We start from the raw sequence: 25,983 nt of genomic DNA on the forward strand, positions 1-25,983 counted from the left end.
AAAACCCGCAGAAACAAAGTTGAAGTGTAGGAAAATGAAGTTAAACCGTAAAGCCCCGCTTTTATGCGGGGCTTTACCAGAATAAAGAGTTGCAGTTACTGGAAAGTGCAGGTATAAACGGTTGATGATTGACCGCCTGAAGACCGGCTGATGGTTTTGATGTAACCATCAGCATCAGTTGTATAACTCAGATCAATGGAAAAAAATACTTGTCCGTCGGGTGCGAGCATCTTCGCATTCTTCAACAGATTCTTCGATTGTTTTCCGAACTGTGCATCGGTTACAAACTGAACTCCCTTGAAATCAAACAAATCAATTTGGATGGGGTTATACTGATTTGTGTAATATTCAAATACAAACATTGCTGTTTTCATCCCTCCTTCGTAAGCCGACATTGTTGTAAGGTTTCCCGCCTGGTATTCATAAACGTATTTTGCAAAACTATTCGAGCTGTTTGCCTTTATTGTCTGCTCAACAAGATACCCTTCTGCGCTGTATTTAAATTCCTGTGTGGCAGTAAGCCCCCCCGAATTATAGCGATCAAGCTTTGTTACCCTGCCCTGCGCATCCTGCACTGCATTCTGATATTCGTGTAAAAAACCTGATGCTGCTTTCTTAGCCGAAAAAGGAATACCCGGTTTGTACGATACTTTCATGTCCGTATTGGTAAACGACATCAGTTTACGGTCGTTTGAATAAAACATTGCCCACTCACTCATGCCGGGAGCTGTAACACTAATCAGATTCTTCGTGAATAAAGGTGTTTGTTCTGAAGGGCCTTCTGTTTTTTCTTTTTTACAACTGCTAAGCAGTGCAATGGCTGCAATAAAAAGTAATTTTTTCATAAAAAATAGTTTATGTGTTTTTAATAGTTAAAAATGTCATTGAAATTTGTACGTATAGGTTTGCGTAGTATTCTTTAGGATAGAAGTCATAATTTCTGCCACCGGGTAACCAGCTGCATCATGTGTAATGCTGTTTACCCTGTGATTAATAAGTTCGCCATTCGCATTATACTCCTTTGCTTCTTTCAGATAATACTTTAAAGGTTTGCCATGAAGAACCTCTGAAGGCCAGTTATACCAACAGGCTAATCCTGATTTGTTTATTCTTGAATTATCGTACACATACTGTTCTGTTCGGTAAAGCACCCCGCCAGTATATGTTTTTAATAAAACAGGCACTCCGTTTTCGTATGAAAAAAACTTTTCGTGTACACTACCGCTCCCAATTCCCTTCAGCGACACTAAGTTTCCAGACGCATCATAGCTAAACAGGTAGGTGTAAGTGATGCTGCCATTGTTCTTGTATTCTGCTTTTGTAATAGCACCGGCTTCATTTAATACACACTCAATTGTTTGATCAACTGTACCGTCGCTGAGCTTGCTTCTTGTAACAATAAGACTTGCATTACTTGTGTATGAAAAACTGTATTTGTGATCACTGTCAAGATAAGTTGTAAGCCGGCCATTGTTATCGTAACTCATTTTGTAAACCTCTGGGGTTGTGCCATTGTAACTATAGCTGAACTCGGCCAGTTTACTGCTTTTTGTATTTGATTCCTGTGAAGGGATCGTGTTCTTTTTACAGGAGAATAGTAATAACGAAACTGTTAATACCAGCAAAAGATGTTTCATGATTTTTTATTTGATGTTTTTAAATAGGATGTAAAAATGCTTTTTCAAAGTCCTTCTTAAAAAAATAAGAAAGTAATCCGGAAGAATTTGCAGTTAACATGTAGTAGAAGCCCGTTCATCTGTAAACAGAATAATAAGGAGCGTCGAAAATAACAGGCATAAAAAAGCCCGGTTGAAACCGGGCTGCCTTACCAAGAGAACTGAACTATTGAAAAATAAAATTGTAGTGCTTTAACATTTCGCCATTGCTTTCAATTTTCATTGAGCGAACATAACCATCCGCATCTGATTTATAAACATACTGAAGCGTGATTGCTGGAGAGCCCGGCGTAATTATTTCTAAACTTTTAGTGAGGTTTTTTGAAGGCATACCAAAATGCCCATCGCTTACAAAGCCAATTTGTTTCCAGTCAAAAAGATCAACTGCAATTGAATTAGGTTGGTTGTGATAATGATCAAAATGAATGGTTGACTTTAGCATTGCATTTTCATACTCCTGTATTTTAACCAGGTTTCCTTCTTTATAGGTATACACAAATTCTTGCTTATTATTATCGATACTTATTGTTCTTTTTGCAAGTTGACCATTTTCATTATAACTGAATTCTGTCCTGCTTTCTGGCAAACCGTTCGTATACCTGGCAAGTTGAATGATCTTTCCCGATTCATCTTGTTGTGCATATTCGTAGGTAATTTTCTCATTACTTTCTTTAAGTAATTGTGTAACAAAGCGATTGTAACCGGGCTTGTAATAGTTTACTACATCGTTTGCAACATAAGCCAGCAAGCAGCCATTTTGATCGTATAACAAATTGGTGCGTTTACCATTTTTCTCAACGATTGTTGCCAATTGTTTAGTAAATGCCATTCCTGTTTTTGTTTCAGCCACAAGTATGCTTTTTCTGCAATTCAATAACAGCAGAGCTGCTATTATTGACATGGTTATCACTTTCATAAATTTCCTTTAGCGGCTGTAAAATTGTATCAGAACCGGTACAGATAAAAACTTTACTGCGTCAATGGTCTGTTTTATTTATTAAAAGGTAGAGAACCTCATGCGAAGTGATTTCGAAGAAAGAAGTTGCCAACCCATTACAATTCAACTTCAGTTTTCTACTATTCAACAGAAAAACCACACAGCAACGGGAGATAAGTTTTCAAACCGATCTCCTGTTTTTCATTTTTGATCTGTGAAATAACAAAACACTTCATTCTTCAACACAAAACATCTATTTATGAAACAGCTTTTCTCTTCAATTTTTCTGTTACTGTTTACTGCAACAGTTTGGGCGCAGGCGCCACAGTTAATCAATTACCAGGGGGTTGCACGCAATGCAAGTGGTGTGGCTTATGCATCGCAACAGGTTAGTGTGCGTTTAAATATCCGTACAGGTTCTCCCGATGGAGCAATTGAATACAGCGAAACAAGAACAGTTACCACCAATCAGTTTGGTTTGTTTAATATACAGATAGGAAGTTCAGGTATGCAGGCCGTATCTGGTTTTTTTTCTACCATCAGCTGGGGCGCAGGAACTAAGTTTCTGCAAACAGAGATCAGCGTTAATGGTCAGCCATTTGCTAATCTCGGCGCAACACAAATGCTGAGCGTACCTTATGCGCTGCACAGCAGAGAGGCAAAGGATCTTATTTTTCCATTCACAAAAACGGGAACAAATACAACCGATTTGTTTAGCATAGCAAACAACGATAACACTGCAACATCTTCTGCCATTAAAGCAAATGCAACAGCAGGTCGTGCAATATTCGGCAACTCCAATACAGGCACAGGAGGCTACTTTGTATCAAGCAGCGGCATGGGAGTATTTGGTTATGCTCCCAACGGTACGGGCGTAACAGGTATGACCAATTCTGCAAGCGATATTGGAATTTCTGCAATAAATAACGGAGATGGTGTTGCACTTTCTGTAAAAGGAGGGTTGCGGATTTTTGATGGTAATACTAATCCGGGTACAGGAAAAGTGCTTACAAGCGATGCAAATGGTAATGCCACATGGCAAGCACCTGCAACAACAGCACCTGTTGCTTTTTTTGCAACCGGTGCAGCGCAGGGAGGGCTTCAAAATATTCCAAACAATGTTGAGTATAAAATTCATCCGGCTGTTCAGGATTATGACGGAAGCAACAATTTTACACTCTACAACCAAACACCTTCAAGCACTTTTACAGCTCCAACAACTGGCGTGTATCGATTTAATATTGAGGTTACGATTGATTCATATCATTTTGATGTAAACATTAAATACGGATACATGCGGCTGTATGTTAAAAGCAATGGCGTTGAAACGCAAAGTGGAAATGACGGCGTATGGGAACCTGGTTTTGGTACGATCAGTTTAAAAATTGATGAAGTGTTGTTCTTAAAAGCAGGCGACCAGGTATGGGCTGAAACGTTGACCAATACCGAAGATGGCAGTAATCCCATTCTTAAGAAATGCAAGTTTGCAGGGTATCTTATTAAATAACAACAGCACTTAAAAAAACAGGTATGAAAAAAATACAATTATTGCTGCTGCTGTTATTCCTGATTAACCTGCTGCAGGCACAAACCATTACTCCATCTGTAACTAACAGCAGCGGCCTATCAGGAGTTGCAGGCAACATTCATTTCGAGTTTAGCCTCGGTGAAAGTTTTACAACAACTCTTTCAAACGGAATGCTTGTTACACAAGGGGTGTTGCAACCAATAATGATTCAGCAAGGACCACTTCCTGTTCTCGGTCTTGAGTTCAATGCAAAACGCATCAGCAACAACAACGTGCAGCTCGATTGGAAAACAACACAGGAAATAGATAACAAAGGCTTTTATGTAGAGCGTAAGAAAGAAAACGAAAACAAGTTTACTCAACTCAGGTTTGTACCATCGGTAGCTGCAAACGGCAACTCCTCATTACCATTAAACTATACGCATATTGATACCAACAATTATGCAGGCAAAACTTATTACAGGTTAAAACAGGAAGATATTGACGGCAAGTTTATGTATTCTGTTATTCGTTTGGTAAATGGCAATAATACAAAGCTTGTTGTATTGAAAGCCTGGCCCATACCGGCTGTCGGCAATTTTAATGTAGTTGTTCAGGGAATTGCAAAGCAGGAAACAGTGCAGCTGTTTGATGTGAATGGACGGTTGGTAAAATCGGTAGCCGTTCAGGATAATGTGTCGGTTACAATCAACGGACTGGCACCGGGCACTTACATCCTGAAACTTTCAAGTGATGCAGGTTTAGTGCAAAAAGTAATTGTACAGTAAGTAAACAATGTACAATGATAAAGCCGCCTTTCAACAGGCGGCTTTCTTGTTTTGAATAAAATGTGTGCGCCGGTCTTCAAGCTTCTAAAACGGCTTATTCGCTTTTAAGCACACTTCAATAATGAAAACGAACTGTTGATCCTGTTTTGTTTTTACAACATTCTTCTTCGCTGTTTCTTTGTGTCAGAAAGAAAACATCACCTTACTATGCTAATCATGAAACATCTTAATAAACAATACTTGTTGCTAACCTTCTTTCTTTTTATTGCAGCTTTATTCTTGCTTGTGTCATGCAGTAAAATGAATACTGCAGGTATAAAAAAAGATTTCAACACGGGCTTATCGGCAAGCTATAAAAATATGGAGCCCGGTAATGTGTTACTTATTATGAATAATGAAGTGCTCAACCATACAGATATTCCGGTAGGAGAGCAGTTTATTTTAGCAAACGACGGCATTAAAGGATTGACAGAGAAAAATGGATATGTGCAGGTTGGTTGTGCTCTAACCATCAGCAATAAAAAAGGAGAAGTGCTGTTACAGGATGATGATTTGTTTGCAGACAAAGACCGGTTTAAAAAAGAAGATGCACAAATGCTGAAGTGTACGGTTAATACAGGTTTGCCAATGCAAAGCGACGAAGATTACAATGTATCCGTTGTGTTTTGGGATAAGAATGGTACAGGCAGAATTGAAAACAAGGTTACAATTCACATGATCGATATGCCTTAACGGTAATTAAAAATATTCTCATTAATGGTTCTTGGTTTTGGATTGATAACGGCGCTTTTCCAGGCGCCGTTTTGTTATTTACAGCAAACAAAAAAGCGAACAGTAGATTGTTCGCTTTATGTATTTCAAAGGTTGGCACTATTTCTTTGCCTTGTGTTTTTTCTTTTGCCTGGCTTTGCTTTTTGTAAAAGGCACTTGTACAATCACCGTTTCTCCACGGCCTTTTTCGTTTGCAATACTTTGGATGGTCCATAAGTCGAGTTGATTATCGCCATCAACAACACTGCCGCTGTAATCGCCCCAGGCTACGCCATCTGCTGCGCCTTTACCTTCGCCTGCACGAACAATTTCTTTTATAGTGCCTGCCCCATCATTTGCTTTACGGTATGCAAAACGTGGACTTACAAACATGTTTGCATTTGCTTCCTGAAAACCAACCAGCACATCTTTGTTTTTGTTAACAGCAATGGTTGTTTGAATATAGTTGGTTGTATCGCTTTTAATTAAACCGGTTTGTACAATAGTTCCATCTGTTGCATTTACCTGGTGCCATTGTACAGCAGAACGGCCTTCGCAATTAACAGCCTGCGAAAACCAGATGCTGCCACTTTGCAAAACCAGATTCTTCGGATTACGATCGCCGGAAGAAACTTTTTGTTGCGTGTTGTATTGCGGCGATTGTGGTGGACCACCAACATATTTTAAATTATGCGGTTTGCTGCTTACCAAAATACAAACAGGTGTACCGTCAGCTGCTTCTGTTACTTTGCGAATGACAAACTGATCACGAACAATTTCGAAGAAATAAATATCATCCGTTCCGTCTTGTCCGTACACAGGATGTCCAAGGCTGCCGTTGAAATGATAGATTGTTGCCGGCTTGCCCGATTTTGCATCGGCCGTTTTTAATACAAATGTTCTTTCTGTTCCACCGGGGAAAGAATAACCGATCCATTTTTTGCTGTAACCAATACCGCCACCATCAACACCTTTGGGTGCAGGAACAGGGTAGGTGTTCCATGCGCCTCGTGGATCGTTGGTTTCAGAAACAGAAACATTCACCGGTTTTATTTTTGCCGAATCCCAGTACACCCACAGATCAAAACCAAACACCTGGTTATGCGCATCAAAAAACAGTTTCGGATCGATACCGTTGTTGAAACACTTTTGTGAAATGCCTTGCTGGTACTCGCCTTTTTTATTGTAAATAACCAAACCGTTATTCGTTCCGTGAAGTATATAGCCTCCACCTACTGCAATTTGCGGATCAACCTGGCGGTTGCCATCCATGGAACCATCAAAAACCAGGTAGCCATTTACCGTACGGGCATTGCCACCTTGTTTACGTTCGGCACATTCACCGTTATTATTAAAACTGGTTTTGTGAATTGGACTGATGATTTCGGTTCGGGAAGGACGAACCGTATCGCCGATCGATTGCGCTTGCAGGCTGCCGTATAATCCGAGCAAAAGGGTGAAAAAGAAAGCTTTGGTCATTGGTTTAGAAGAATTTGCAGCAAAGTAAACCGCTGTGGAAATGCAAAAGCAGGGTCAATCGTTTGCACGATTTCGACCGTTCGTATAAAAGAAAAAGAGACAAATAAGCGAGGGGATTGGAGGTGGGTTCAGAAACTTGAAAAGCAAAAGGCTAAGTGCCTGAGTGTTGGCGAGCCCCAAACAGGAGTTTTTCCTGTACCTGTTTTGGTTGAGGTTTGAAAAAAATCCCTACTTTTGCGCCGCCAAAGTTTCCAACCAAAGGGTGCATTTGAATAGCGGATATGGGGTTCGAAATTGATTGGCATCGTATGAGAGTATAAATCTTACATATCAGCCCTCACCTTTTAACAGGTGTATCCTACGGGCAGAATGTCTCCAAACAGGGGATAGCAGTTCAATAGAATTCATAGAGTACAAGAGTGCGACGCCGATGTGGTTGAACAGAATTACGTAAGGCGATTTCACAAAATATAAATCACGATTTTTTAAACGATAAACATTCAAACAAAAACAGTCATGGCAGACTTAAAATTTCAGAGAAACTTTGGTATTGCGGCGCATATTGATGCCGGTAAGACCACAACTACTGAGCGTATCCTCCGCTATACCGGTATGATTCACCGTATTGGTGAGGTGCACGATGGTGCAGCTACAACCGACTGGATGGAGCAGGAAAAAGAAAGAGGTATTACTATTACTTCTGCGGCAGTAAGCTGCCAGTGGAACTTCCCAACTGTATTGGGTAAGCAAACTCCGGACACAAAGAAATATTCTTTCAACATTATTGATACTCCCGGTCACGTGGACTTTACTGTAGAGGTAGAGCGTTCTATGCGTGTATTGGATGGTCTGATCGCTTTGTTCAGTGCGGTTGATGGTGTAGAACCACAATCGGAAACTGTATGGCGCCAGGCAAACCGTTACAATGTACCACGTATCGGTTTCGTAAACAAAATGGATCGTAGCGGTGCTGACTTCTTAAATGTTGTTAAGCAGGTACGTGAAATGTTAGGTTCTAAAGCCGTTCCTCTTCAGTTGCCAATTGGTGCAGAAGATGATTTTAAAGGTGTGGTGGATCTGATTAAAATGAAAGGGATCATCTGGCACATGGAAACAGAAGGTATGACGTTCGATGAGATCGACATTCCTGCTGACATGGTGGAAGAAGCAAAAGAATGGAGAGCGCAACTGGTAGAAGCTGTTGCAGAATACGACGATCAGTTGATGGAGAAATTCTTCGACAACCCGGATAGCATTACTGAAGAAGAAATTCATGAAGCTGTACGCAAGGCAACAATTGATCTTTCAATTGTACCGATGATGTGCGGTTCTTCTTTCAAAAATAAAGGTGTACAAACTGCACTCGATGCGGTTTGCCGTTACCTGCCTTCACCTGTTGACGTTGAAGCGATCAAAGGAACTGATCCTGATACAGGCGAAGAATTAGTTCGTAAACCTGATGCAAAAGAACCATTCGCTGCATTGGCGTTTAAGATCATGACCGATCCTTTCGTTGGTCGTCTGGCGTTCTTCCGTTGTTACTCTGGTCATTTGGATGCAGGTTCTTATGTATTGAACGTAAGAAGCGGTAAGAAAGAACGTATCAGCCGTATCATGAAAATGTTTGCAAACAAACAAAACCCTGTTGAGTTTATTGAAGCAGGTGATATTGGTGCAGCGGTAGGTTTTAAAGAGATCAAAACCGGTGATACTTTGTGCGATGAAAATCATCCGATCACTTTAGAGAACATGTTCATTCCTGAGCCTGTAATCTCTTTAGCGGTTGAACCAAAAGCACAAGCCGACGTAGATAAAATGGGCTTAGCGATTTCTAAATTGGTTGAAGAAGATCCTACACTCCGTGTTAAGACTGACGAAGAAACAGGTCAGACTGTATTGAGTGGTATGGGTGAGCTTCACTTAGAGATCATTGTAGACCGTATGAAGCGTGAGTTTAAAGTGGAAGTAAACCAAGGTGCTCCGATGGTGGCTTACAAAGAAGCATTTAAACAAACTGTTGAGCACCGTGAAGTGTTGAAAAAACAATCGGGTGGTCGTGGTAAGTTCGCTGATATCGTATTCGAGATCGGACCTGCAGATGAAGAATGGCTGAAAGAAAACAGCGGTAAACAATTCCAGTTTGTAAACGATTTGTTTGGTGGATCGATTCCAAAAGAATTTGTTCCTGCTATTACAAAAGGGTTTGAAAATGCAATGAGCAACGGTGTATTGGCCAACTATCCAATGGTTGATATGAAGATCCGTGTGTTTGATGGTAGCTACCATGATGTGGATTCTGATGCAATGAGCTTTGAATTGTGTGCAAGAAGCGGTTTCCGTGAAGCTGGACGCAAAGCAAAACCAACATTGCTTGAACCAATCATGAAAGTGGAAGTTGTAACTCCTGATCAGTATATGGGTGATGTAACAGGTGACTTGAACCGTCGTCGTGGTATGCTGGAAGGTATGGATACAAAAGGTAATGCACAGGTAATTAAAGCAAAAGTTCCGTTAAGCGAAATGTTCGGTTACGTAACTCAGCTCCGTTCATTATCTTCTGGTCGTGCAACTTCAACAATGGAGTTCAGCCACTATGCACCAGCACCAAATAACGTTGCCGAAGAGGTAATTGCGAAGGTGAAAGGTAAAGTGAATGCTTAATTGTAAGTAGTATTCCTAATATTTGAAAGCCCCGACAATTTATTGTCGGGGCTTTTTTCGATATTTGAGACAAACCTGAATATTTTTTGTTACGATCTGTTAAAGTGAAACTAAATGAGAAAAAGCGTAAGGCTAATCTTTGTATTGTGTTTTCTTTTTAATTGTTTTCAAACAGCTGCTCAAAATCCTTATAATCTAAAAGATGGACGACAATTCGGTGGGTATTGCGATGCTTGCGTTGAAGTAATTAAACAAAAACCGAAAGAAGCTTTGTTTGGAATAGACATACATCAAAACGGAGATGTGTTTGTTGTAATGACTGACTTTTTTTGGTTTGAAAAAATATTTTCTGTAGCAAATGCTGTTACTGTTGATATCGTTTCTAAAGATAGATATGATTGTGCCGGTTCGAAGGAAACTAAAGGACTGTTTAAAGGATTTGTTTTGTTACCATTGTTAAAAAAGGATTTTTCTAAGAATATTCAGAAGATTGGTAATAACCAAATCCAATTAAAAGTTGGCACATTGCCGAAAAGCCTTTCCGTAAAAGAGATTGAAGGAAACTTGATTATCTTAAATGGCGATCTTGTATGTTTTTACTCAAACTTTATTAATATTCAGAGAGCGGGGTGGGAGTTGTTGCCGATGGGGCTTTATACAGACACTCTTTCTAAAACTTACTCATCCGATGAACTGGATAATACAAAGCTTTTTATTTTCTCCAAATATTTGCAGCAGGATGTTAATTTTCAAAAAAGTAAAACAGGTTATAATGATACAGATATAAAGCCTCTTTTTGACTCACTTTCACTAAATGGTTTTCTTATTAAGAAAGTTGAGATTAGAGCATATTCATCTGTTGAAGGGCCTTTGGATGTTAATAAACGCCTTATGCTTGGTAGGGCGAATGCAATTATAACCGCTTTTAAAAAGTATGACCCAAAACTGAGTAACATTAAAATTGTAACTGCAGAAAACTGGGTTGATTTTATTGATGATGTACGAAAGTCAAAATTCTCTTATTTGGCAACACTACCAAAAAATGAAGTTAAACGTAAGCTTACAGATGTGCAGATTTTAAATGAAATTGAACCTTTATTAACAAAACATCGTAAAGCAGTTATAACCGTTTATCTGGAAAAGAGGGCTGGCTTAAGCACTTATTCAAACAAAGTTTTAGGTGATGAATTAAATGCTGCAATCAATACAAAAAAGGCAGAGAAGGCGAGATTGGTACTAAAAGAAATAATGCAGCGAATTGAGGACAACAAACTACCTGATAATTACTTTAATGAGATTGAGATACCTCTTGAGAAGGAGTTTGTAGAAGTAATTAGTGATAGAGAGGTGTATAAGTATTTTTTAGCACAATCTTCAGAATATGAAGCATTGGAAGTGTTTCGTGAATTACAAAAGTTAGATAATACTAATCGTGCAGTAAATTATAATGTTTGTGCTCTTTCCATTTTTGCATGGAAACATGGCGGTGAGGATATTGATAAGAAAAAATTATTCATCAATATCGAAAATTTAAAAAATGTAAATGTCAATGAATCGCTTATTAAACGGATGCTTATTAATTATTACATTCTGATAAGTGAGGATTATTTAAATGCAGGTAACTATTCTGCAAAGGACGAATCTTTACTGGAAATAAAAGACTTATATCGGGACGTTTTGCTAACAGACGAAGAAGTGTATTCGTTGTGTAAATATTTTGCGTTATATTCTCGATTCGATTGGGCTGAAGATCTGATTGTTCCGAGAGTTGCTAATTTGAATGTAAACGAGAATCTGCTTTTTTATTTCATTAATCTTAGTTTTTATTACCCTAATCGTTATAAAAATGATGTTTTCAAAGCCGCACTTTTAAACGCACTTAATCTTAATTCGGAGCGCTATTGTGATTTCTTTAAACCTAATCATAAGGGCGGAGCAAGCTTTCAATTACTTGAAGAAAGCATTTTCAAAACTTATTATTGTGAGAATTGCTTAAGGTAATTGAGATATATTTTCACAGGCAGAATCTTGCGATTAAAGAAGAAGGCAAATGACAATCGGTGATTAACGATTTTAAACTGCTGGGCTGTACAACGAATCTGCTGGATAATTGCATATTTATATGCAATCGAATCACATCAATAAATTATAAAATGAATTGTTGATTAAAATATCTGTCTATTTACTTGCAATTGGTTAAACAGTTTTTTAGTTTCGTTGTGCGTTGGAACATTTCCTATTTTACTCCGCATTCCTCCTAAACACCATACATTAATCTACTCCCTTCAGTTAACCCTACCTTTCTAAACTTCTTTTATTCTTACCAACACCTGTATGCACAGGGTATAATTTTTTTCCAATGTCCGGAAACCGTATTGCCGCTTTCTTAAAGCGGAATAAATACTTATTTCCAATGGAAGAGTAAGAACCATACGTGTGTTTATTTCAATTTACTCAGTGATGTAATTATGCATCAGCCGCATTAAATTATGATCGGTTGTAGAAAGGATGCTTGTGTTTTTACACCATCCTTTCTGTTAACCATAACTGTTTACATCGCTTCAATTATTCTGTGTAAAGCCAGTAATAAAAGTGGTTACAGAGTCCCTGTCTTTATTTCCAAGTCCTTCACGCTTCTGATATCCTTTACAGTATGGTTAATTCAATTGCCTGGCAGGATGCATGTTAAGCAATCCGGTTTTTAATTGTGCCGGTTATGAAAACTTCCAGCGCCCCAATCTTTCCTGGAAAAATCAGGGTTAATTATTTTTTAACTGATAAACTGATTTTTATGAGTAGTTCTTTAAACCGATGTAGAACATATCCCGGTTTGCCAACGTGTTGGGGCAGGAGGTATGCATCTGCAATTAAACTGTTGTTGCTTTCCTTGCTGTTGCTTCCTTCCGCAATAGTGAAAAGCCAAACCGTCCACTGGTCACAATCGTCGAACAAAAACAATACACAGGGAACTGTTGTTTGGATCGGTTCAATTGTGCAATCGAGTAACTCTACTTTTTATGAAGGACAGAGTACACTGCAACGGCTTTTTCTGTTAGATATTCCCACCGATCCAACAGGAAAATACAAATTTACATTTAAGCATCTTGCTACAAAAGGATCCATTAATGCTTACGATTTTGTTACAGGTTGGTACAATACCAACGGATCACTAAACGGCAAAGCCATATCAACATCAAACGATATTGATCCGAATTGCTATTTAGTCATCAATAACTGTAGCGAAACAGGACAAAACAATGATCCTGTTTTTATGATCTGCGGAACACTTGATGCCGCTCCATTGGTTTATTCAAACGCAGTACCATCCAGTTCTTATGCAGTTCCTTCGCCTGGTACTCCCAACGTATCATCTAATTCAAACGTAAAAGCAAGAGTTGATGATTGGGATAATAATTTTTCACCAACAGGTTCTGATGGAAGAAGAATTACGATACAATCGAATGCAACAGTGAGTGCTGCTAATCTTGTAATGACAGGTTATGGAGATGAAAACGGCGATGTGTATGCACACTACGAATTATCATGGACAGGCCCCACTGCTCCGGGCAGTTATTCTATTCTTGTAAAAATCGGCGGTCATATTGCCGATCAATTATTTTATGGTACAGGAAAAGGAGCATCAAACATTAATGGCGGTCCTTATCACTTTAAAGTGAGTAACCTTTATTTAGGTAATGCGCCATTTGATTCGCAACATACAATTTCATTAGGCGACAGAGATAATCAATTAAAAGGAGCAGATATTCTTATACCTCCTCCTCCCTGCGATATTACTCCACAATCGCAATCGATTTGTGCCGGAGGAACATCGCAACAATTCTGTGGCCCGGCAGATATGGCTAATTATGCATGGAGTATTTTGCCTGCAGGAGCAAGTTTAAGTGCTACGAATACACAATGTGTAACCGTAACATCAAATACGCCGGGAACCTATACGCTTACCTTAGTTACAACAAAAAGCGGAGTTCAATCTACGCAAACATGTAACGCCACACTTATAGTAAATCCAAATCCAACTGCAGCTGCAGGACCAGATCAAACACTTTGTCAAACCAAACCCAATGGCCCGACAGTGTTTAACATCAGTGGTACTGCACAAAATGGTACAGGTGCATGGAGTAAAGTAAGCTCAACCGGTGGTGCCGATGTAAGCTTTGGCAACGCCAGCAATGCTGCAACAACAGCAAGCGTAAGCGGTATTGGAACAGTAACCATTCGTTTTACTGTTACAAGTAATACAACACCGGGTTGCGGAACAGCACAAGACGATCTTGTGTTGACAGTAAATGCTAATCCAACAGCAGCAGCAGGTGATGATCAAACACTTTGTCAAACCAAACCAAATGGTCCTACAGTGTTTAACATCAGTGGTACTGCACAGAATGGTACCGGTGCGTGGAGCAAAGTAAGCTCAACCGGTGGTGCCGATGTAAGCTTTGGTAACGCCAACAATGCTGCAACAACAGCAAGCGTAAGCGGTATTGGTACAGTAACTATTCGTTTTACAGTTACAAGCAATGCAACACCAAGTTGTGGCGATGCAACAGACGATTTAGTGCTTACAGTAAACGCCAACCCAACAGCAGCAGCAGGTGATGATCAAACACTTTGTCAAACCAAACCCAATGGCCCGACAGTGTTTAACATCAGTGGTACTGCACAAAACGGTACCGGTGCATGGAGCAAAGTAAGCTCAACCGGTGGAGCCGATGTAAGCTTTGGTAACGCCAACAATGCTGCAACAACAGCGAGTGTAAGTGGAATAGGAACAGTAACCATTCGGTTTACTGTTACAAGTAATGCAACACCAAGTTGTGGCGATGCAACAGACGATTTAGTGCTTACAGTAAATGCTAATCCAACAGCAGCAGCAGGTGATGATCAAACACTTTGTCAAACCAAACCAAATGGTCCTACAGTGTTTAACATCAGTGGTACTGCACAAAACGGTACTGGTGCGTGGAGCAAAGTAAGCTCAACCGGTGGTGCCGATGTAAGCTTTGGCAATGCCAACAATGCAGCAACAACAGCGAGTGTAAGTGGAATAGGAACAGTAACCATTCGTTTTACTGTTACAAGTAATGCAACACCAAGCTGTGGCGATGCAACAGACGATCTTGTGCTTACAGTAAATGCTAATCCAACTGCAAATGCAGGCGACGATCAGGCGGTTTGCCAAACCAAGCCAAGCGGTCCTACTGTATTTAATATTTCCGGTAGCGGAACAAACGGCACAGGTGCATGGAGTAAAGTAAGTGCAACCGGAACAGCTGATGTTAGTTTTGGCGATGCCAACAGTGCAGCAACAACAGCAAGTGTAAGTGGTGTTGGAACAGTAACCATTCGTTATACTATTACAAATGAAAATTGCGGAACAGCAAGCGATGATGCAGTATTAACTGTAAATGCAAATCCAATTGCATCTTGCAGTTCAACTCCATCGTTGATCGATATTAATTCTGCTGCTCACAATACGCAATTAGATGTTGATTTGAGTGCGAATGCAGATACAGATCCTACACATTATACTTATGTGTGGACAGAAGATGGTGTTGGTTCACTTAGTGCAAACAATGTTAAGAATCCGGTGTATACAGCTGCAGTACTCGATGGTGGACAGGTGATTTCATTCACTGTTACCATTACACATATTGCAACAGGATGTACAACTGTTTCTAATTGTTCTGTAACAGTAAATACAGCCGGTAGCTGTCCTCAGGTTACAACTTCTGCAATATGTAATGGATCTACAAGCAGCTTCTCAGCAGACAGAGCACCTGCTCCAACTGAAACATGGACATGGAGTGCAAACAACGGAGCCGTTATTAATTCTCCTAATGGTCAGCAATCAGTGTCTGTTACAGCAGGTAACCAAAGTTTTACGTTGAAACTCACCATTACGTTTGCAAACACAGAGTTATCGCCAATTGAATGTAATTACGAAGTGCCGGTAAGTTCATGTGCAGGAAGTTGTACTTACACACAAGGTAAGTATGGTAATACAAGTACTGCCTGTGATGCTGATGGTACCGATGGTACACCGGTAACTTATCCATCTGTGCTTGATATGATCAAAGCACTGTTAGGTGTAAATGGCGTTGCCGATCCGCTTTATATCGGTGGCGATGGAATTGCAAAACCAAGAGTAACTATTCCTGCAACTGCAAGTGCAGCAACTTTACTGCATGCATCAATGCCGGGTAGCAGTACACCAAGAGAACTGTTTGGAAATTGTACAGTTGATAATGTTCCTGTATTACCAGCTTGCTGGACACCCGGAACAAGCGTAACAACTACGTACATCAACAAACAGGGTAAGATCAATAATGTACTCTTATCGCAAACAATTGCACTTGGCCTTAACATGCGGTTGAGTGGTAGCCTTGGTGGCTTTGTTTTACAGGCAGGTACATTTGCTACTGCAGCACGTGATGGTGGTTGCGGTTCAACAGTTCCAAAAGTAAGAGTATGTTATTACGATCTTGTTTTGTTACAATGGGTAGTTCAAAACGAATACACATTCAAAACAATTACGCAAAGTGTAATTGATGCATTAAGCTGCAAACAATATCCTTTAACAGTAGCTGGTTTATATCAACTGGCAAATGATGCCTTAGGAAATATTGATGGTACAGTTGGTTACGAATGCGGAGCCAGTCTTGCAGATATCAACAAAGCTGTATCAGCAATTAACGAAGGCTTTGATGAATGCAGGATCTTTATCAGCTGGACAGAAGTTCCTTGTGGCACAACTCCGGCAAGCAGGATTGATATTACAGCATCAGGAACAATTAGCGGAAGCGGTTTGGCAGTAAATGAACTCAAGATCGCAGCTTATCCAAATCCATTCAGGGATAAAGTAAACTTTGCAATTACAGCACCTGTATCAGGTAAAGCTTCACTGGAAGTGTACAACCTGTTCGGTCAGAAATTACAAACAGTTTACGAAGGATATCTTGTTGCCGGCAGAAATCAAATTGTTGAGTTTACTCCGGGAACAGTTGCCAGCGGGGTATTGATCTATAAGTTGAGTATGGGTGATAAAGTGATAACAGGAAGAGTGATCAATATTAAACAATAGCGGGTAGTAGTAGGGAGTTCATAATGGAAGGCTGTCCTCACGGGGGCAGCCTTTTTTATGCGCATAAAAAAATCCCGGTTATTAACCGGGATTTCTATTCTTAAAAAAAGTTATTAGTTGATGGCATAGCAATACGTACCCGACCTTGTTGGCAGAAAATCGTAATCGATCCAGCCGTAGCCGGCATCGCCCCAACCTGTGCCCCATGAATTTTGAACGAGGTATGCATTTTTTGCATCATCATAACCGCAAATAACTACTGCGTGTGTTAGTGATCCCGAACCGGAATAAGCTTTCCAGATGAATCCTGTTTTTGCAGCAATAAACGAGTTGTCTGCAAGTATGGTTACAATTACAGGATGCTTTTGTGATACCAGCGCTTTAATAGCCGCTTTATCGTTTGTATAGAGCTTCGAGTAAGAACCTATTTTATAGTTCTGTGCTTCTGCAAGCTGTGTGCTTGTTGGCAATAAAGAACATCCGTTGCTGCTGCTGTACGGCATAGTCTGAAATGTGCTGATGCCTGTTGTTTTAATAAACTCAAGTGCTGTTTGCATTGCAGAACCCGAATTACAATCGGTGCTGAATTTAATTTGATTGTATAAAAACTCCGGGCTGAAAACATTGGTTGCAAAGCTGTACGATGTTGCACCCGAACGATAATACTGTTCGGCAGAACGGGCACTGTAACCAACAGAAAATGCTACGCAGGAACCTTCGCTTCCCTGGTTACCAACAGGAGGCATTGTTAAACTGAAGCCTGATGTAGTTGGAGGTTGAACAACAGTTGTATTAAGTGTTACAGAAACGGAAGTTGTTGCCTGGTTACCTGCCGCATCTTTTGCAAGTGCAGTAATGGTATAAACGCCGCTGGCAGCAGATGTTGTGTTCCAGCTATAACTATAGCTTGAAGAAGATGCACTTCCAACAACTGCACCGTTAATGCTGATGCTTGTAAATGTTACGCCAACATTGTCGGAGCCGGAAGCATTAATTGTAATGGTTGTGCCTGTGTTATAAGACGAACCGTTTGCAGGCGAACTGATGCTTACTGATGGAGCAATAATATCGCCAACAATTACATTGCTTACCCATACCTGTACAGAGCTGCTGGTTTTGTTACCTGCAGCATCTCTTGCTGTTACAGTAAGTGTATGCGAACCATTTGCAACCGTTGCAGAGTTCCATGTATTGGTAAAGGGTGAAGTGCTGCTTGTGCTGATGGTTGCACCATCTACTGCAAGACTTACCGATGCTACAGCAATATTATCTGCTGCATTTACAGTTACAGCATTTGCGCCTGAAACAGTTGCTCCGGATGCAGGAGAGAGAATACTTACAGTTGGAGCAATTGCATCACGTTTGCCTCTTGCAGCAATCATTGATACACGTACAACTTCGCTGTTTGCATTTGGAGCATCGGCTAAATAACCGGCAGAAATAATGAGGGGAACTTTTGCCTGTAATACAGGATCATCGTCAACAACGCCGGATACTTTTGATTGTGAAACCTGGGTTTCGCTTACGGGTACTTGTGTTGAGTTTTCCTTCGAGCACGACATCCATAAAACTGATAACAAGAACAACCCTGTCAAGCCCCGGGGCATGGCATTTTTTTTCATTTAAACTACTGTTGGTTTTTTTAATACGAAATAATGTTTGGCGATGAAGCCCATAGGTATGCAATCCAGGTATAGTTGTTTTTCACTGCCTGGCAGGTGTGTGAATGAAGGGATGATGCAGCTTCGCCACGGTAAATGCGCAGGCGTTTACATAACATCCTTCTTTGAATAGTTTTCTGGAAATTGTGTCTGGTACTGTCTGTTGGAGAATGGTTCTTCTGCGAACTGGATTTTATTCCGCTGGTCCTTTTTTATACGATTCAATTCCGCTCTGCCTCAAAGATTCGATCCTTTTTTACTCTGCCGTAATTGTGTGTAAACAAAACAATAATTATGCCACTCAGCTGTTGAATTTATTCGTCTGTTCTCTTATATATGCAAAAGTATTTTGTTTAGACATAGCCAGCGTTTACGTTGACTTTTACAGGTTGTAAAAGGGCTGATTAATACTTGTTAGCAATTGCAATGCAATAGCAAATTGAACCGACAAGCGTTTGCCGGCTTGAACTTAAACGATTGAAAAGAGCTGCATAATGTATAGCATAAAATAAGCTTCTGTTATTGTGCTGTTTGTTTCGGGCTCGGGTTTGCCGGTTGTTAAAATTTTGTCACAGCTTTTACACAATGCATATTTTTCCTGCTGCCGGCGGAAGCTGCTTTTCCATTATCGGTACATTCTTCCAAAAAAAAGAGCTGCAATCTGCAGCTCTTTTCAATTATTGTAAACAGTTTTATCTGCTGTTTGCATCATTCATACGGATGTTTCTTCCCTTGAACTTTTTACCGTCGATAGACTTCATCATTTGCTTTGCAGCTTTACTATCTACTTCAACCCAGCTGTTCATTTCACGCATATCAATTTTGCCAAGTACATCTTTACGCAAATCGCTCATGTCTAAAATAAACTGCAGGAAACTGGCTTTGTAAAAACCATCTTTGGTACCAAGGTTTACAAACAGTTTGGTGTAGTTGCCCGAACCTCCGCCGTTGAAATCACGGCCTTGTGTATCACGGTAAGGTTGACGTTCACCACGGGCTCCACGTGCCGCACCTCTGTCTCTATCGCCACCACGACCATCACGTTTAAATTTATCAAACTCACGGCCACGTTCACGAATGTTGAGGTCTTCTGCATTTTCGTAATATTTCAGGAAACGGTCGAACTCCATTGCTGCAACACGTTTCAGAATATCTTCCTTACTCATCTCTGCAAACTTCTCCTGCAACATGGGTACGTATGTTTCGTACTCTTCATTGCTTACATCTGTGCTGATGAGTTTATCCATAAACGAGAAGAACTGTTTGCGGCAAACATCTTTACCGGTTGGTATTTCCAGTTTATGAAACGATGATTGTACAATGCGTTCTATCTGGCGGATCTTGCCAATTTCACGGCTGTGTACAATACTCATACAAATACCTGTTTTACCTGCACGGCCTGTACGTCCGCTACGGTGTGTGTATACTTCAATGTCATCAGGTAACTCGTAGTTAATTACATGCGTTACTTCTTTTACATCAATACCACGTGCAGCCACATCGGTAGCAATAAGGAGTTGCAATGTTTTATCACGAAACTGACCCATTACTGTATCACGCTGCTGTTGGGTAAGATCGCCATGCAGTGCATCAATATCATAACCTTCACGTGTAAGCTTTTCAGCTATCTGTTGTGCATCAACTTTTGTACGGGTGAAGATGATACCATAAATCCCGGGATTGAAATCGATCAAACGTTTCAATGCTTCGTAACGGTGTTGCGATGAAACAACATAGTACTGGTGATCGATGTTTTTGTTGGCAGTGTTTACTTTACCAACTGTTACTTCTACCGGTTCGCTCATGTACTTACGGCTCACCTTACGGATCTCCGGTGGCATGGTTGCACTGAACAACCAGGTACTTTCTTTCTTTGGTGTGTTCTGTAAAATAAATTCAATGTCATCCTGGAAGCCCATGTTCAGCATTTCATCCGCTTCATCCAAAACAACGTACTGAATTTCGCCAAGGTCAATAGCTTTACGTTCAATCAGATCGATCAAACGGCCGGGCGTTGCTACAACAATATGCACGCCCCGTTTAATATCACGGATCTGCATACCAATGGAAGTACCGCCGTATACGGCCAGTACATTCATGCCTTTTACGTTCTTTTTAAAACGTTCCAGTTCTGTTACAATCTGCAAACAAAGTTCACGGGTGGGGCATACCACCAGTGCCTGGGGATATTTCTTACTTGTGTCGAGTAATTGTAAAAGGGGTAAGCCAAAAGCGGCTGTTTTGCCGGTGCCTGTTTGGGCAAGGCCAATAAAATCTTTGGTTCCACTCAGTAAAACCGGGATGGCTTTTTCCTGGATGGGGGTTGGGTTGGTAAACCCGAGTTCTGTAATTGCACTCATCAAACGTTCATCGAGTCCAAGCGCATCAAATGTGTTCATTCTTAATAATTTTTAACAAGGCGCAAAGGTAGGCTTTTAAGGGGAGACTGGGGGGAAGAAGTAGGGATGTGGTAAGGAATACAGACTGTTGCAGGTAGTGGGATGCCTGATTTAGGATGCAGGAAGTAGGATTTCTGATGTCTGATGTAGGAAGTATGAAGTAGGAAGTCAGCATTAAAGCTACCCACTCACCACTCGCTATTCACAACTCACCATTTCCATTACCTTTGCCCGATGCGAAAATTGGGCATGGACGAACTGAACCGCAAAACGGTGGATGAATTTAAAGAAGCGGAAAAAAACAGGGTGATTGTTGTGCTGGAGAACATCCGCAGCATGCAGAATGTGGGCAGTGTGTTCCGTACCGCAGATGCTTTTTTGGTAGAAGCCGTTTATCTCATTGGCTACACACCACAACCTCCACACAGGGATATTCATAAAACCGCATTGGGCGCAACGGAAACAGTTGCATGGAAATATTTTAAAACCACTGCAGAGGCTATTGAAGAGTTGAAAGCCAACGGGTATAAACTGTTTGGTATTGAACAGGTGGAAGGAAGCATTATGCTGAACGAATTTGAACAGCAGCCTGGTGAAAAAATTGCCCTCTTTTTTGGTAATGAAGCAGAAGGTGTGGAGCAGGAAACCTTACTGCAGTGCGACGGTTGTATTGAAATACCGCAGTTTGGTATGAAGCATTCGTTGAATATTAGTGTCGCAGCAGGAGTGGTGTTATGGGAGTTGGTGAGAGGAGTGGAGAAATGAAGAATGAAAAATTAAAAATGTAAAATGAAAAAGGAAAACCCCGTCAGCAGTTGTAAACCCTGACGGTGGTTGGATAAAAGAGAAATAAGCAATGTCTACAGTAAAAAACTATCTGTCTTTAATAAAATTTTCGCATACCATTTTTGCGTTGCCGTTTGCGTTGATTGGGTTTTGTTTAGGGGTTGAAGATGCGATCTATTGGAAATGCTTTGATGATGGCATTGATAGGTATCCCTTTAAAGAAGTAATGAAGGTTTTTCCACTTGTTCTCCTCTGTATGATCTTCGCCCGCAGTGCAGCCATGGCTTTCAATCGTTACCTCGATCGAAATTTTGATGCAAAGAACCCTCGTACGGCCATCCGTGAAATACCTGCAGGTATTATTTCGGCCAACAGTGCATTGTTGTTTACCATCATCAACAGTGTGTTGTTTGTGGTTGCAACGTTCTTTATCAATACACTCTGCTTTGCATTATCACCCGTAGCATTATTGGTGGTGTTGGGTTACAGTTATACCAAACGTTTTACACCGCTTTGTCATTTGGTGTTGGGCTTGGGTTTATCGTTAGCGCCCATTGGTGCTTACTTAGCTGTAACAGGCGTGTTTGATGTATTGCCTGTTTTGTTTTCATTCACCGTATTATTTTGGGTAAGCGGGTTCGATATTATTTATGCCTTGCAGGATGAAGAATTTGATAAGCAATATGAATTGAAATCGATCCCTGCATGGTTAGGTAAAACAAAAGCATTGCGTGTGTCGCAACTGTTGCATGTGCTTTCTGCTTTTTGCGTAACAGCAGCAGGTTACTATGGAAATTTCGGTGTGTTATATTGGATTGGTGTAGCGGTGTTCATTGGTATGTTGGTATACCAGCATTCCATTGTAAAACCAAACGATCTCAGCAAAGTAAACATTGCGTTTATGACAGCGAATGGGATTGCCAGTGTTGTGTTTGCCGTGTTTGTGATAGCGGATATATTTGTAGGGTAGGCAGTTCATAGTTGATGGTTCATTGTTCATAGAAAATCACACGCTTATGGCTTTTCGTTTTGAAGAATTAAAGGTCTGGCAAATGGCACTGGACTTGTCGAATGAAATTGACTTGCTTAGTAAAAAACTTCCCGTTGAAGAACGTTTCAGTCTTGCATCTCAAATCAAACGTGCGGCCGATTCAGTAGTGTTGAATATTGCAGAAGGAAGTACTGGACAAACCAAGCCGGAATTTAAACGGTTTCTTGACATCGCACTTAGGTCGGCTGTTGAGGTGGTAGCCTGTTTATTCATCGCTATAAAGCGTAATTACATTACAAAAGAGGAATTTGATAAAAATTATATTGCATACGAGGTGATTTGTAAAATGATCACAAAGCTGCGTGACTCAATGTAGGGCGTTACTATGAACCATGAACAATCAACCATGAACTTTTAACCAATGGCACGAATTCTTTGCATCGACTACGGCGGTAAACGCACCGGTATTGCAGTAACGGATCCTTTACAGATTATTGCTACGGGCTTAACCACCATCGAAACAAAAAACTTTATTCCTTTTCTGAAAGACTATTTCAGCAAAGAGCAGGTGGAGAAAATTCTTATTGGTATGCCCACCAATTGGGATGACAGCGACACCCATGCCACCCCGTTAGTAAAGAATGCCATCGCCCAGCTAAAGAAAAATTTTCCGCAGATACCCATTGAAACAGTTGATGAACGCTATACTTCCAAAATGGCCAAAGATGCCATGCTCGAAATGGGTTTAAAGAAAAGCCAGCGCAGGGATAAAAAGCTGGTGGATGAAATTGCAGCCACGATTATGCTGCAGGAATACCTGGCGAGGATGTAGAATGTATGATTTATGATGGCGGATGTTTAATCTCTCACGCCTTTCCTACATCATACATCCTAAATCAGACATCTCTCTGCTTTACTTATATTTGCAGCTAATTTTTATTGAGGCTGGTTTACAAACCATAAATCCGCCATCCTAAATCAGACATCGCATGATTCTTCCTATTGTCGCATACGGCTTTGATGTACTTCGTAAAGTAGCAAAAGATATTACGCCCGATTATCCGGGTTTGGATAAGCTTATTGCCGATATGTGGGAAACCATGTATTCATCAAATGGTGTTGGGTTGGCTGCTCCGCAGATCAATAAAGACATTCGCCTGTTTGTGGTAGACAGTGCACAGATGTTTGCCAATATGGATGAAGAGGAGACCATGTTGTACAACGACCGTCCCGGTATTAAGCAAGTATTTATTAATGCACAGGTGGAAGAACTGATTGGCGACGATTGGGCTTTTAATGAAGGCTGTTTAAGCATACCCAAAATTCGGGAAGATGTTTACCGTGCAGAAGAAGTAACTATTCGTTTTATGGATGAGAACTTCAACGAACATGTAAAAACATTCGATGGTATTACTGCAAGAGTGATCCTGCATGAATACGATCACATCGACGGGAAACTGTTCATCGATCACCTGAAGCCGTTGAAGCGCAAAATGCTGAAAGGAAAGCTTGATGATATTTCGAAAGGGAAGGTGAGTGTGGATTATAAAATGGTATTTCCGAAATAAATATGCTTATGCGATTACTGCTTTTACTTGTTGCTGTACTTTTTGGTTACAACGCAAATGCTCAAATTGAAGTTTTAACTGTATTAAATCCCAAACCGGAGTCGAAGTATATTGTGGGTTTTGGTGCCATGTTAAAGTTTGGAGTGCCGGTATTAGAAAAAGCAGATGAAATAAATATTGAAGTGGGGGTAAAATTCATTCCTGAAATTGAATATCCTGATTCGTATGGTATAGCCTATGTTCCTGTAAAATTAGGATACAGGTATACGTTAGACAGGAGCGGAACAGGATTTTATGCAGAACCTCAACTTGGTTACAGCGTTTACGGAGCAAGAAGTTACCAGAATATGGATGGTGCCGATGTGGATGAAATAATCAAAGGCCCCATAAGTGGTTTAAGTTTTGGATACCTGTTTCCTTCCGAAAAAATTGTTCAACTCGATTTATCGCTTCGTTACGAAAACGTATTCTACAAACAGGGGTCTGTACACACAATAGGGTTACGACTTAGCAGTCATTTCCGGTTTAAAAACAGAGATTATTGATTTGCTTACTCATCATCTCCGGTAAGATTCTTCGCCTTCGTATACACTCTCCACTTTTCAATTACCTGCTGCATATCTTTTGCCAGCTCACTATCGAACAACATCCGTTCCTGTGTTTTAGGATGCGTAAAGCCCAATGTTTTTGCATGCAGTGCATGGCGTGGACAAATAGCAAAGCAATTATCTACAAACTGTTTGTACTTGGTGTAAACAGTTCCTTTTACAATACGGTCGCCGCCATAGGTATCATCATTAAATAACGGGTGACCAATATGCTGCATGTGTACACGTATCTGGTGTGTACGGCCTGTTTCCAGTTTACATTCTACCAGTGTTGTATAGCCGAAACGTTCCAGTACTGTAAAATGTGTAGTAGCTTCTTTGCCATATTCACCATCAGGGTATACATCCATAATCTTGCGGAAACGTTGGTGACGGCCAACGTGACCTGTAATTGTTCCACTATCTTCTTTAATATCGCCCCACACAAGCGCTACGTATTTTCTTTCAACTGTATGATTAAAGAACTGTTTGGCAAGATGTACACTGGCCTGTTCTGTTTTTGCCATGATCACCAAACCGCTGGTGTTCTTATCGATCCTGTGTACCATACCAAAACGAGGTAACTCATCTTCGGTAAGGTTGGGTTTCTGTTGCTGAAAATGCCACAGAGCACCGTTTACTAACGTTCCCGAATAGTTGCCGCAGCCGGGATGCATCACCATGCCGGCTTCTTTATTCACCAGCATTACATGATCATCTTCGTAAACAATATTCAATGGAAGCTCCTCAGCTTTCAGATCGGTATCCTCAGGAGCAGTGTCGGTAAAGGTTACAATATCATCACCTGGTTTTACTTTGTAGTTGGCTTTTACCGGGTTGTTGTTTACCAGCACCATGCCCGTTTCTATACCACGCTGTACTTTATTACGGGTAGCGCCTTCAATTTTTGTCATCAGGTATTTGTCAATACGCAACGGTTCCTGCCCTTTGGTAACAACAAAACGTTTTTTCTCGTATAGCTCTTCCGAGCCATCGCCGTTCTCCAGTTCACTGTCTTCGTCAAGTAATTCTTCGTCGATCATTGTCTGCAAAAGTAAGTGCTGCGTTTCATCCGTTCAAATCAACGTAAA

Annotated in this window: 19 protein-coding genes; 12 read left to right on the top strand and 7 right to left on the bottom strand. The window is 40.6% G+C overall.

Features of this window, described 5'->3' with window-relative positions:
- Positions 1-95: 95 nt before the first annotated feature.
- The 3 genes from ESA94_RS15435 to ESA94_RS15445 form a co-directional block, all read right to left on the bottom strand.
- Complete coding sequence (locus ESA94_RS15435) at positions 96-845, bottom strand: hypothetical protein (protein ID WP_129131838.1); 750 nt, start codon at positions 843-845, stop codon at positions 96-98.
- Positions 846-881: 36 nt separating this feature from the next.
- Entirely contained in the window at positions 882-1,637 is a 756-nt protein-coding gene (locus ESA94_RS15440) for a DUF4595 domain-containing protein (protein WP_129131839.1), read from the bottom strand.
- Positions 1,638-1,842: 205 nt separating this feature from the next.
- Positions 1,843-2,505, bottom strand: coding sequence for a hypothetical protein (locus tag ESA94_RS15445; protein ID WP_164972761.1), 663 nt, complete (start codon positions 2,503-2,505; stop codon positions 1,843-1,845).
- Positions 2,506-2,872: 367 nt separating this feature from the next.
- Here ESA94_RS15445 and ESA94_RS15450 point away from each other — a divergent pair, with 367 nt between their 5' ends.
- From ESA94_RS15450 to ESA94_RS15460, 3 genes are all read left to right on the top strand, one after another.
- On the top strand, positions 2,873-4,120 hold the full coding sequence (locus ESA94_RS15450) for a hypothetical protein (RefSeq protein WP_129131841.1): 1,248 nt from the start codon (positions 2,873-2,875) through the stop codon (positions 4,118-4,120).
- A gap of 23 nt (positions 4,121-4,143) precedes the next feature.
- Positions 4,144-4,908, top strand: a complete 765-nt coding sequence (locus ESA94_RS15455; RefSeq protein WP_129131842.1) for a T9SS type A sorting domain-containing protein — start codon at positions 4,144-4,146, stop codon at positions 4,906-4,908.
- A gap of 216 nt (positions 4,909-5,124) precedes the next feature.
- A complete protein-coding gene (locus ESA94_RS15460; protein WP_129131843.1) occupies positions 5,125-5,640 on the top strand; it encodes a hypothetical protein in 516 nt (171 codons plus the stop codon).
- A gap of 138 nt (positions 5,641-5,778) precedes the next feature.
- Here ESA94_RS15460 and ESA94_RS15465 read toward each other — a convergent pair whose 3' ends face one another.
- Positions 5,779-7,137: a hypothetical protein gene (locus tag ESA94_RS15465; RefSeq protein ID WP_129131844.1), complete on the bottom strand. Its 1,359-nt coding sequence runs from the start codon at positions 7,135-7,137 to the stop codon at positions 5,779-5,781.
- 516 nt (positions 7,138-7,653) lie between these two features.
- On the opposite strand from ESA94_RS15465, the gene fusA reads away from it, so the two are divergent.
- The 3 genes from fusA to ESA94_RS15480 all read left to right on the top strand — a co-directional run bounded on the left by fusA (position 7,654) and on the right by ESA94_RS15480 (position 16,900).
- Complete coding sequence (fusA, locus tag ESA94_RS15470; RefSeq protein WP_129131845.1) at positions 7,654-9,798, top strand: elongation factor G; 2,145 nt, start codon at positions 7,654-7,656, stop codon at positions 9,796-9,798.
- Between the two features lie 114 nt (positions 9,799-9,912).
- Positions 9,913-11,799, top strand: coding sequence for a hypothetical protein (locus tag ESA94_RS15475; RefSeq protein WP_129131846.1), 1,887 nt, complete (start codon positions 9,913-9,915; stop codon positions 11,797-11,799).
- A 790-nt stretch (positions 11,800-12,589) separates the two neighbouring features.
- Positions 12,590-16,900, top strand: a complete 4,311-nt coding sequence (locus tag ESA94_RS15480; RefSeq protein WP_164972762.1) for a T9SS type A sorting domain-containing protein — start codon at positions 12,590-12,592, stop codon at positions 16,898-16,900.
- Positions 16,901-17,013: 113 nt separating this feature from the next.
- Here ESA94_RS15480 and ESA94_RS15485 read toward each other — a convergent pair whose 3' ends face one another.
- A complete protein-coding gene (locus ESA94_RS15485; protein ID WP_164972763.1) occupies positions 17,014-18,462 on the bottom strand; it encodes an Ig-like domain-containing protein in 1,449 nt (482 codons plus the stop codon).
- 791 nt (positions 18,463-19,253) lie between these two features.
- On the bottom strand, positions 19,254-20,960 hold the full coding sequence (locus tag ESA94_RS15490) for a DEAD/DEAH box helicase (protein ID WP_129131849.1): 1,707 nt from the start codon (positions 20,958-20,960) through the stop codon (positions 19,254-19,256).
- Positions 20,961-21,194: 234 nt separating this feature from the next.
- Here ESA94_RS15490 and ESA94_RS15495 point away from each other — a divergent pair, with 234 nt between their 5' ends.
- From ESA94_RS15495 to ESA94_RS15520, 6 genes are all read left to right on the top strand, one after another.
- Positions 21,195-21,725 (top strand): RNA methyltransferase, encoded by a 531-nt coding sequence (locus ESA94_RS15495; protein WP_129131850.1) that lies wholly within the window; start codon positions 21,195-21,197, stop codon positions 21,723-21,725.
- A 91-nt stretch (positions 21,726-21,816) separates the two neighbouring features.
- Positions 21,817-22,716 carry a UbiA-like polyprenyltransferase gene (locus ESA94_RS15500; RefSeq protein ID WP_129131851.1) on the top strand — a complete coding sequence of 300 codons (900 nt, stop codon included), beginning with the start codon at positions 21,817-21,819 and terminating at the stop codon, positions 22,714-22,716.
- 46 nt (positions 22,717-22,762) lie between these two features.
- On the top strand, positions 22,763-23,113 hold the full coding sequence (locus ESA94_RS15505) for a four helix bundle protein (RefSeq protein WP_129131852.1): 351 nt from the start codon (positions 22,763-22,765) through the stop codon (positions 23,111-23,113).
- Positions 23,114-23,158: 45 nt separating this feature from the next.
- The gene (gene ruvX / locus ESA94_RS15510) at positions 23,159-23,569 is read left to right on the top strand and encodes a Holliday junction resolvase RuvX (RefSeq protein ID WP_129131853.1); all 411 of its coding nucleotides are present in this window, start codon (positions 23,159-23,161) and stop codon (positions 23,567-23,569) included.
- Positions 23,570-23,726: 157 nt separating this feature from the next.
- Positions 23,727-24,305 (top strand): peptide deformylase, encoded by a 579-nt coding sequence (gene def / locus ESA94_RS15515; RefSeq protein WP_129131854.1) that lies wholly within the window; start codon positions 23,727-23,729, stop codon positions 24,303-24,305.
- Between the two features lie 8 nt (positions 24,306-24,313).
- Entirely contained in the window at positions 24,314-24,850 is a 537-nt protein-coding gene (locus tag ESA94_RS15520) for a hypothetical protein (RefSeq protein ID WP_129131855.1), read from the top strand.
- A gap of 5 nt (positions 24,851-24,855) precedes the next feature.
- Here ESA94_RS15520 and ESA94_RS15525 read toward each other — a convergent pair whose 3' ends face one another.
- Positions 24,856-25,935: an RluA family pseudouridine synthase gene (locus ESA94_RS15525; protein ID WP_129131856.1), complete on the bottom strand. Its 1,080-nt coding sequence runs from the start codon at positions 25,933-25,935 to the stop codon at positions 24,856-24,858.
- Between the last annotated feature and the right edge of the window lie 48 nt (positions 25,936-25,983).

The sequence above is a fragment of the Lacibacter luteus genome (genome assembly GCF_004118265.1).
GTDB lineage: Bacteria > Bacteroidota > Bacteroidia > Chitinophagales > Chitinophagaceae > Lacibacter > Lacibacter luteus.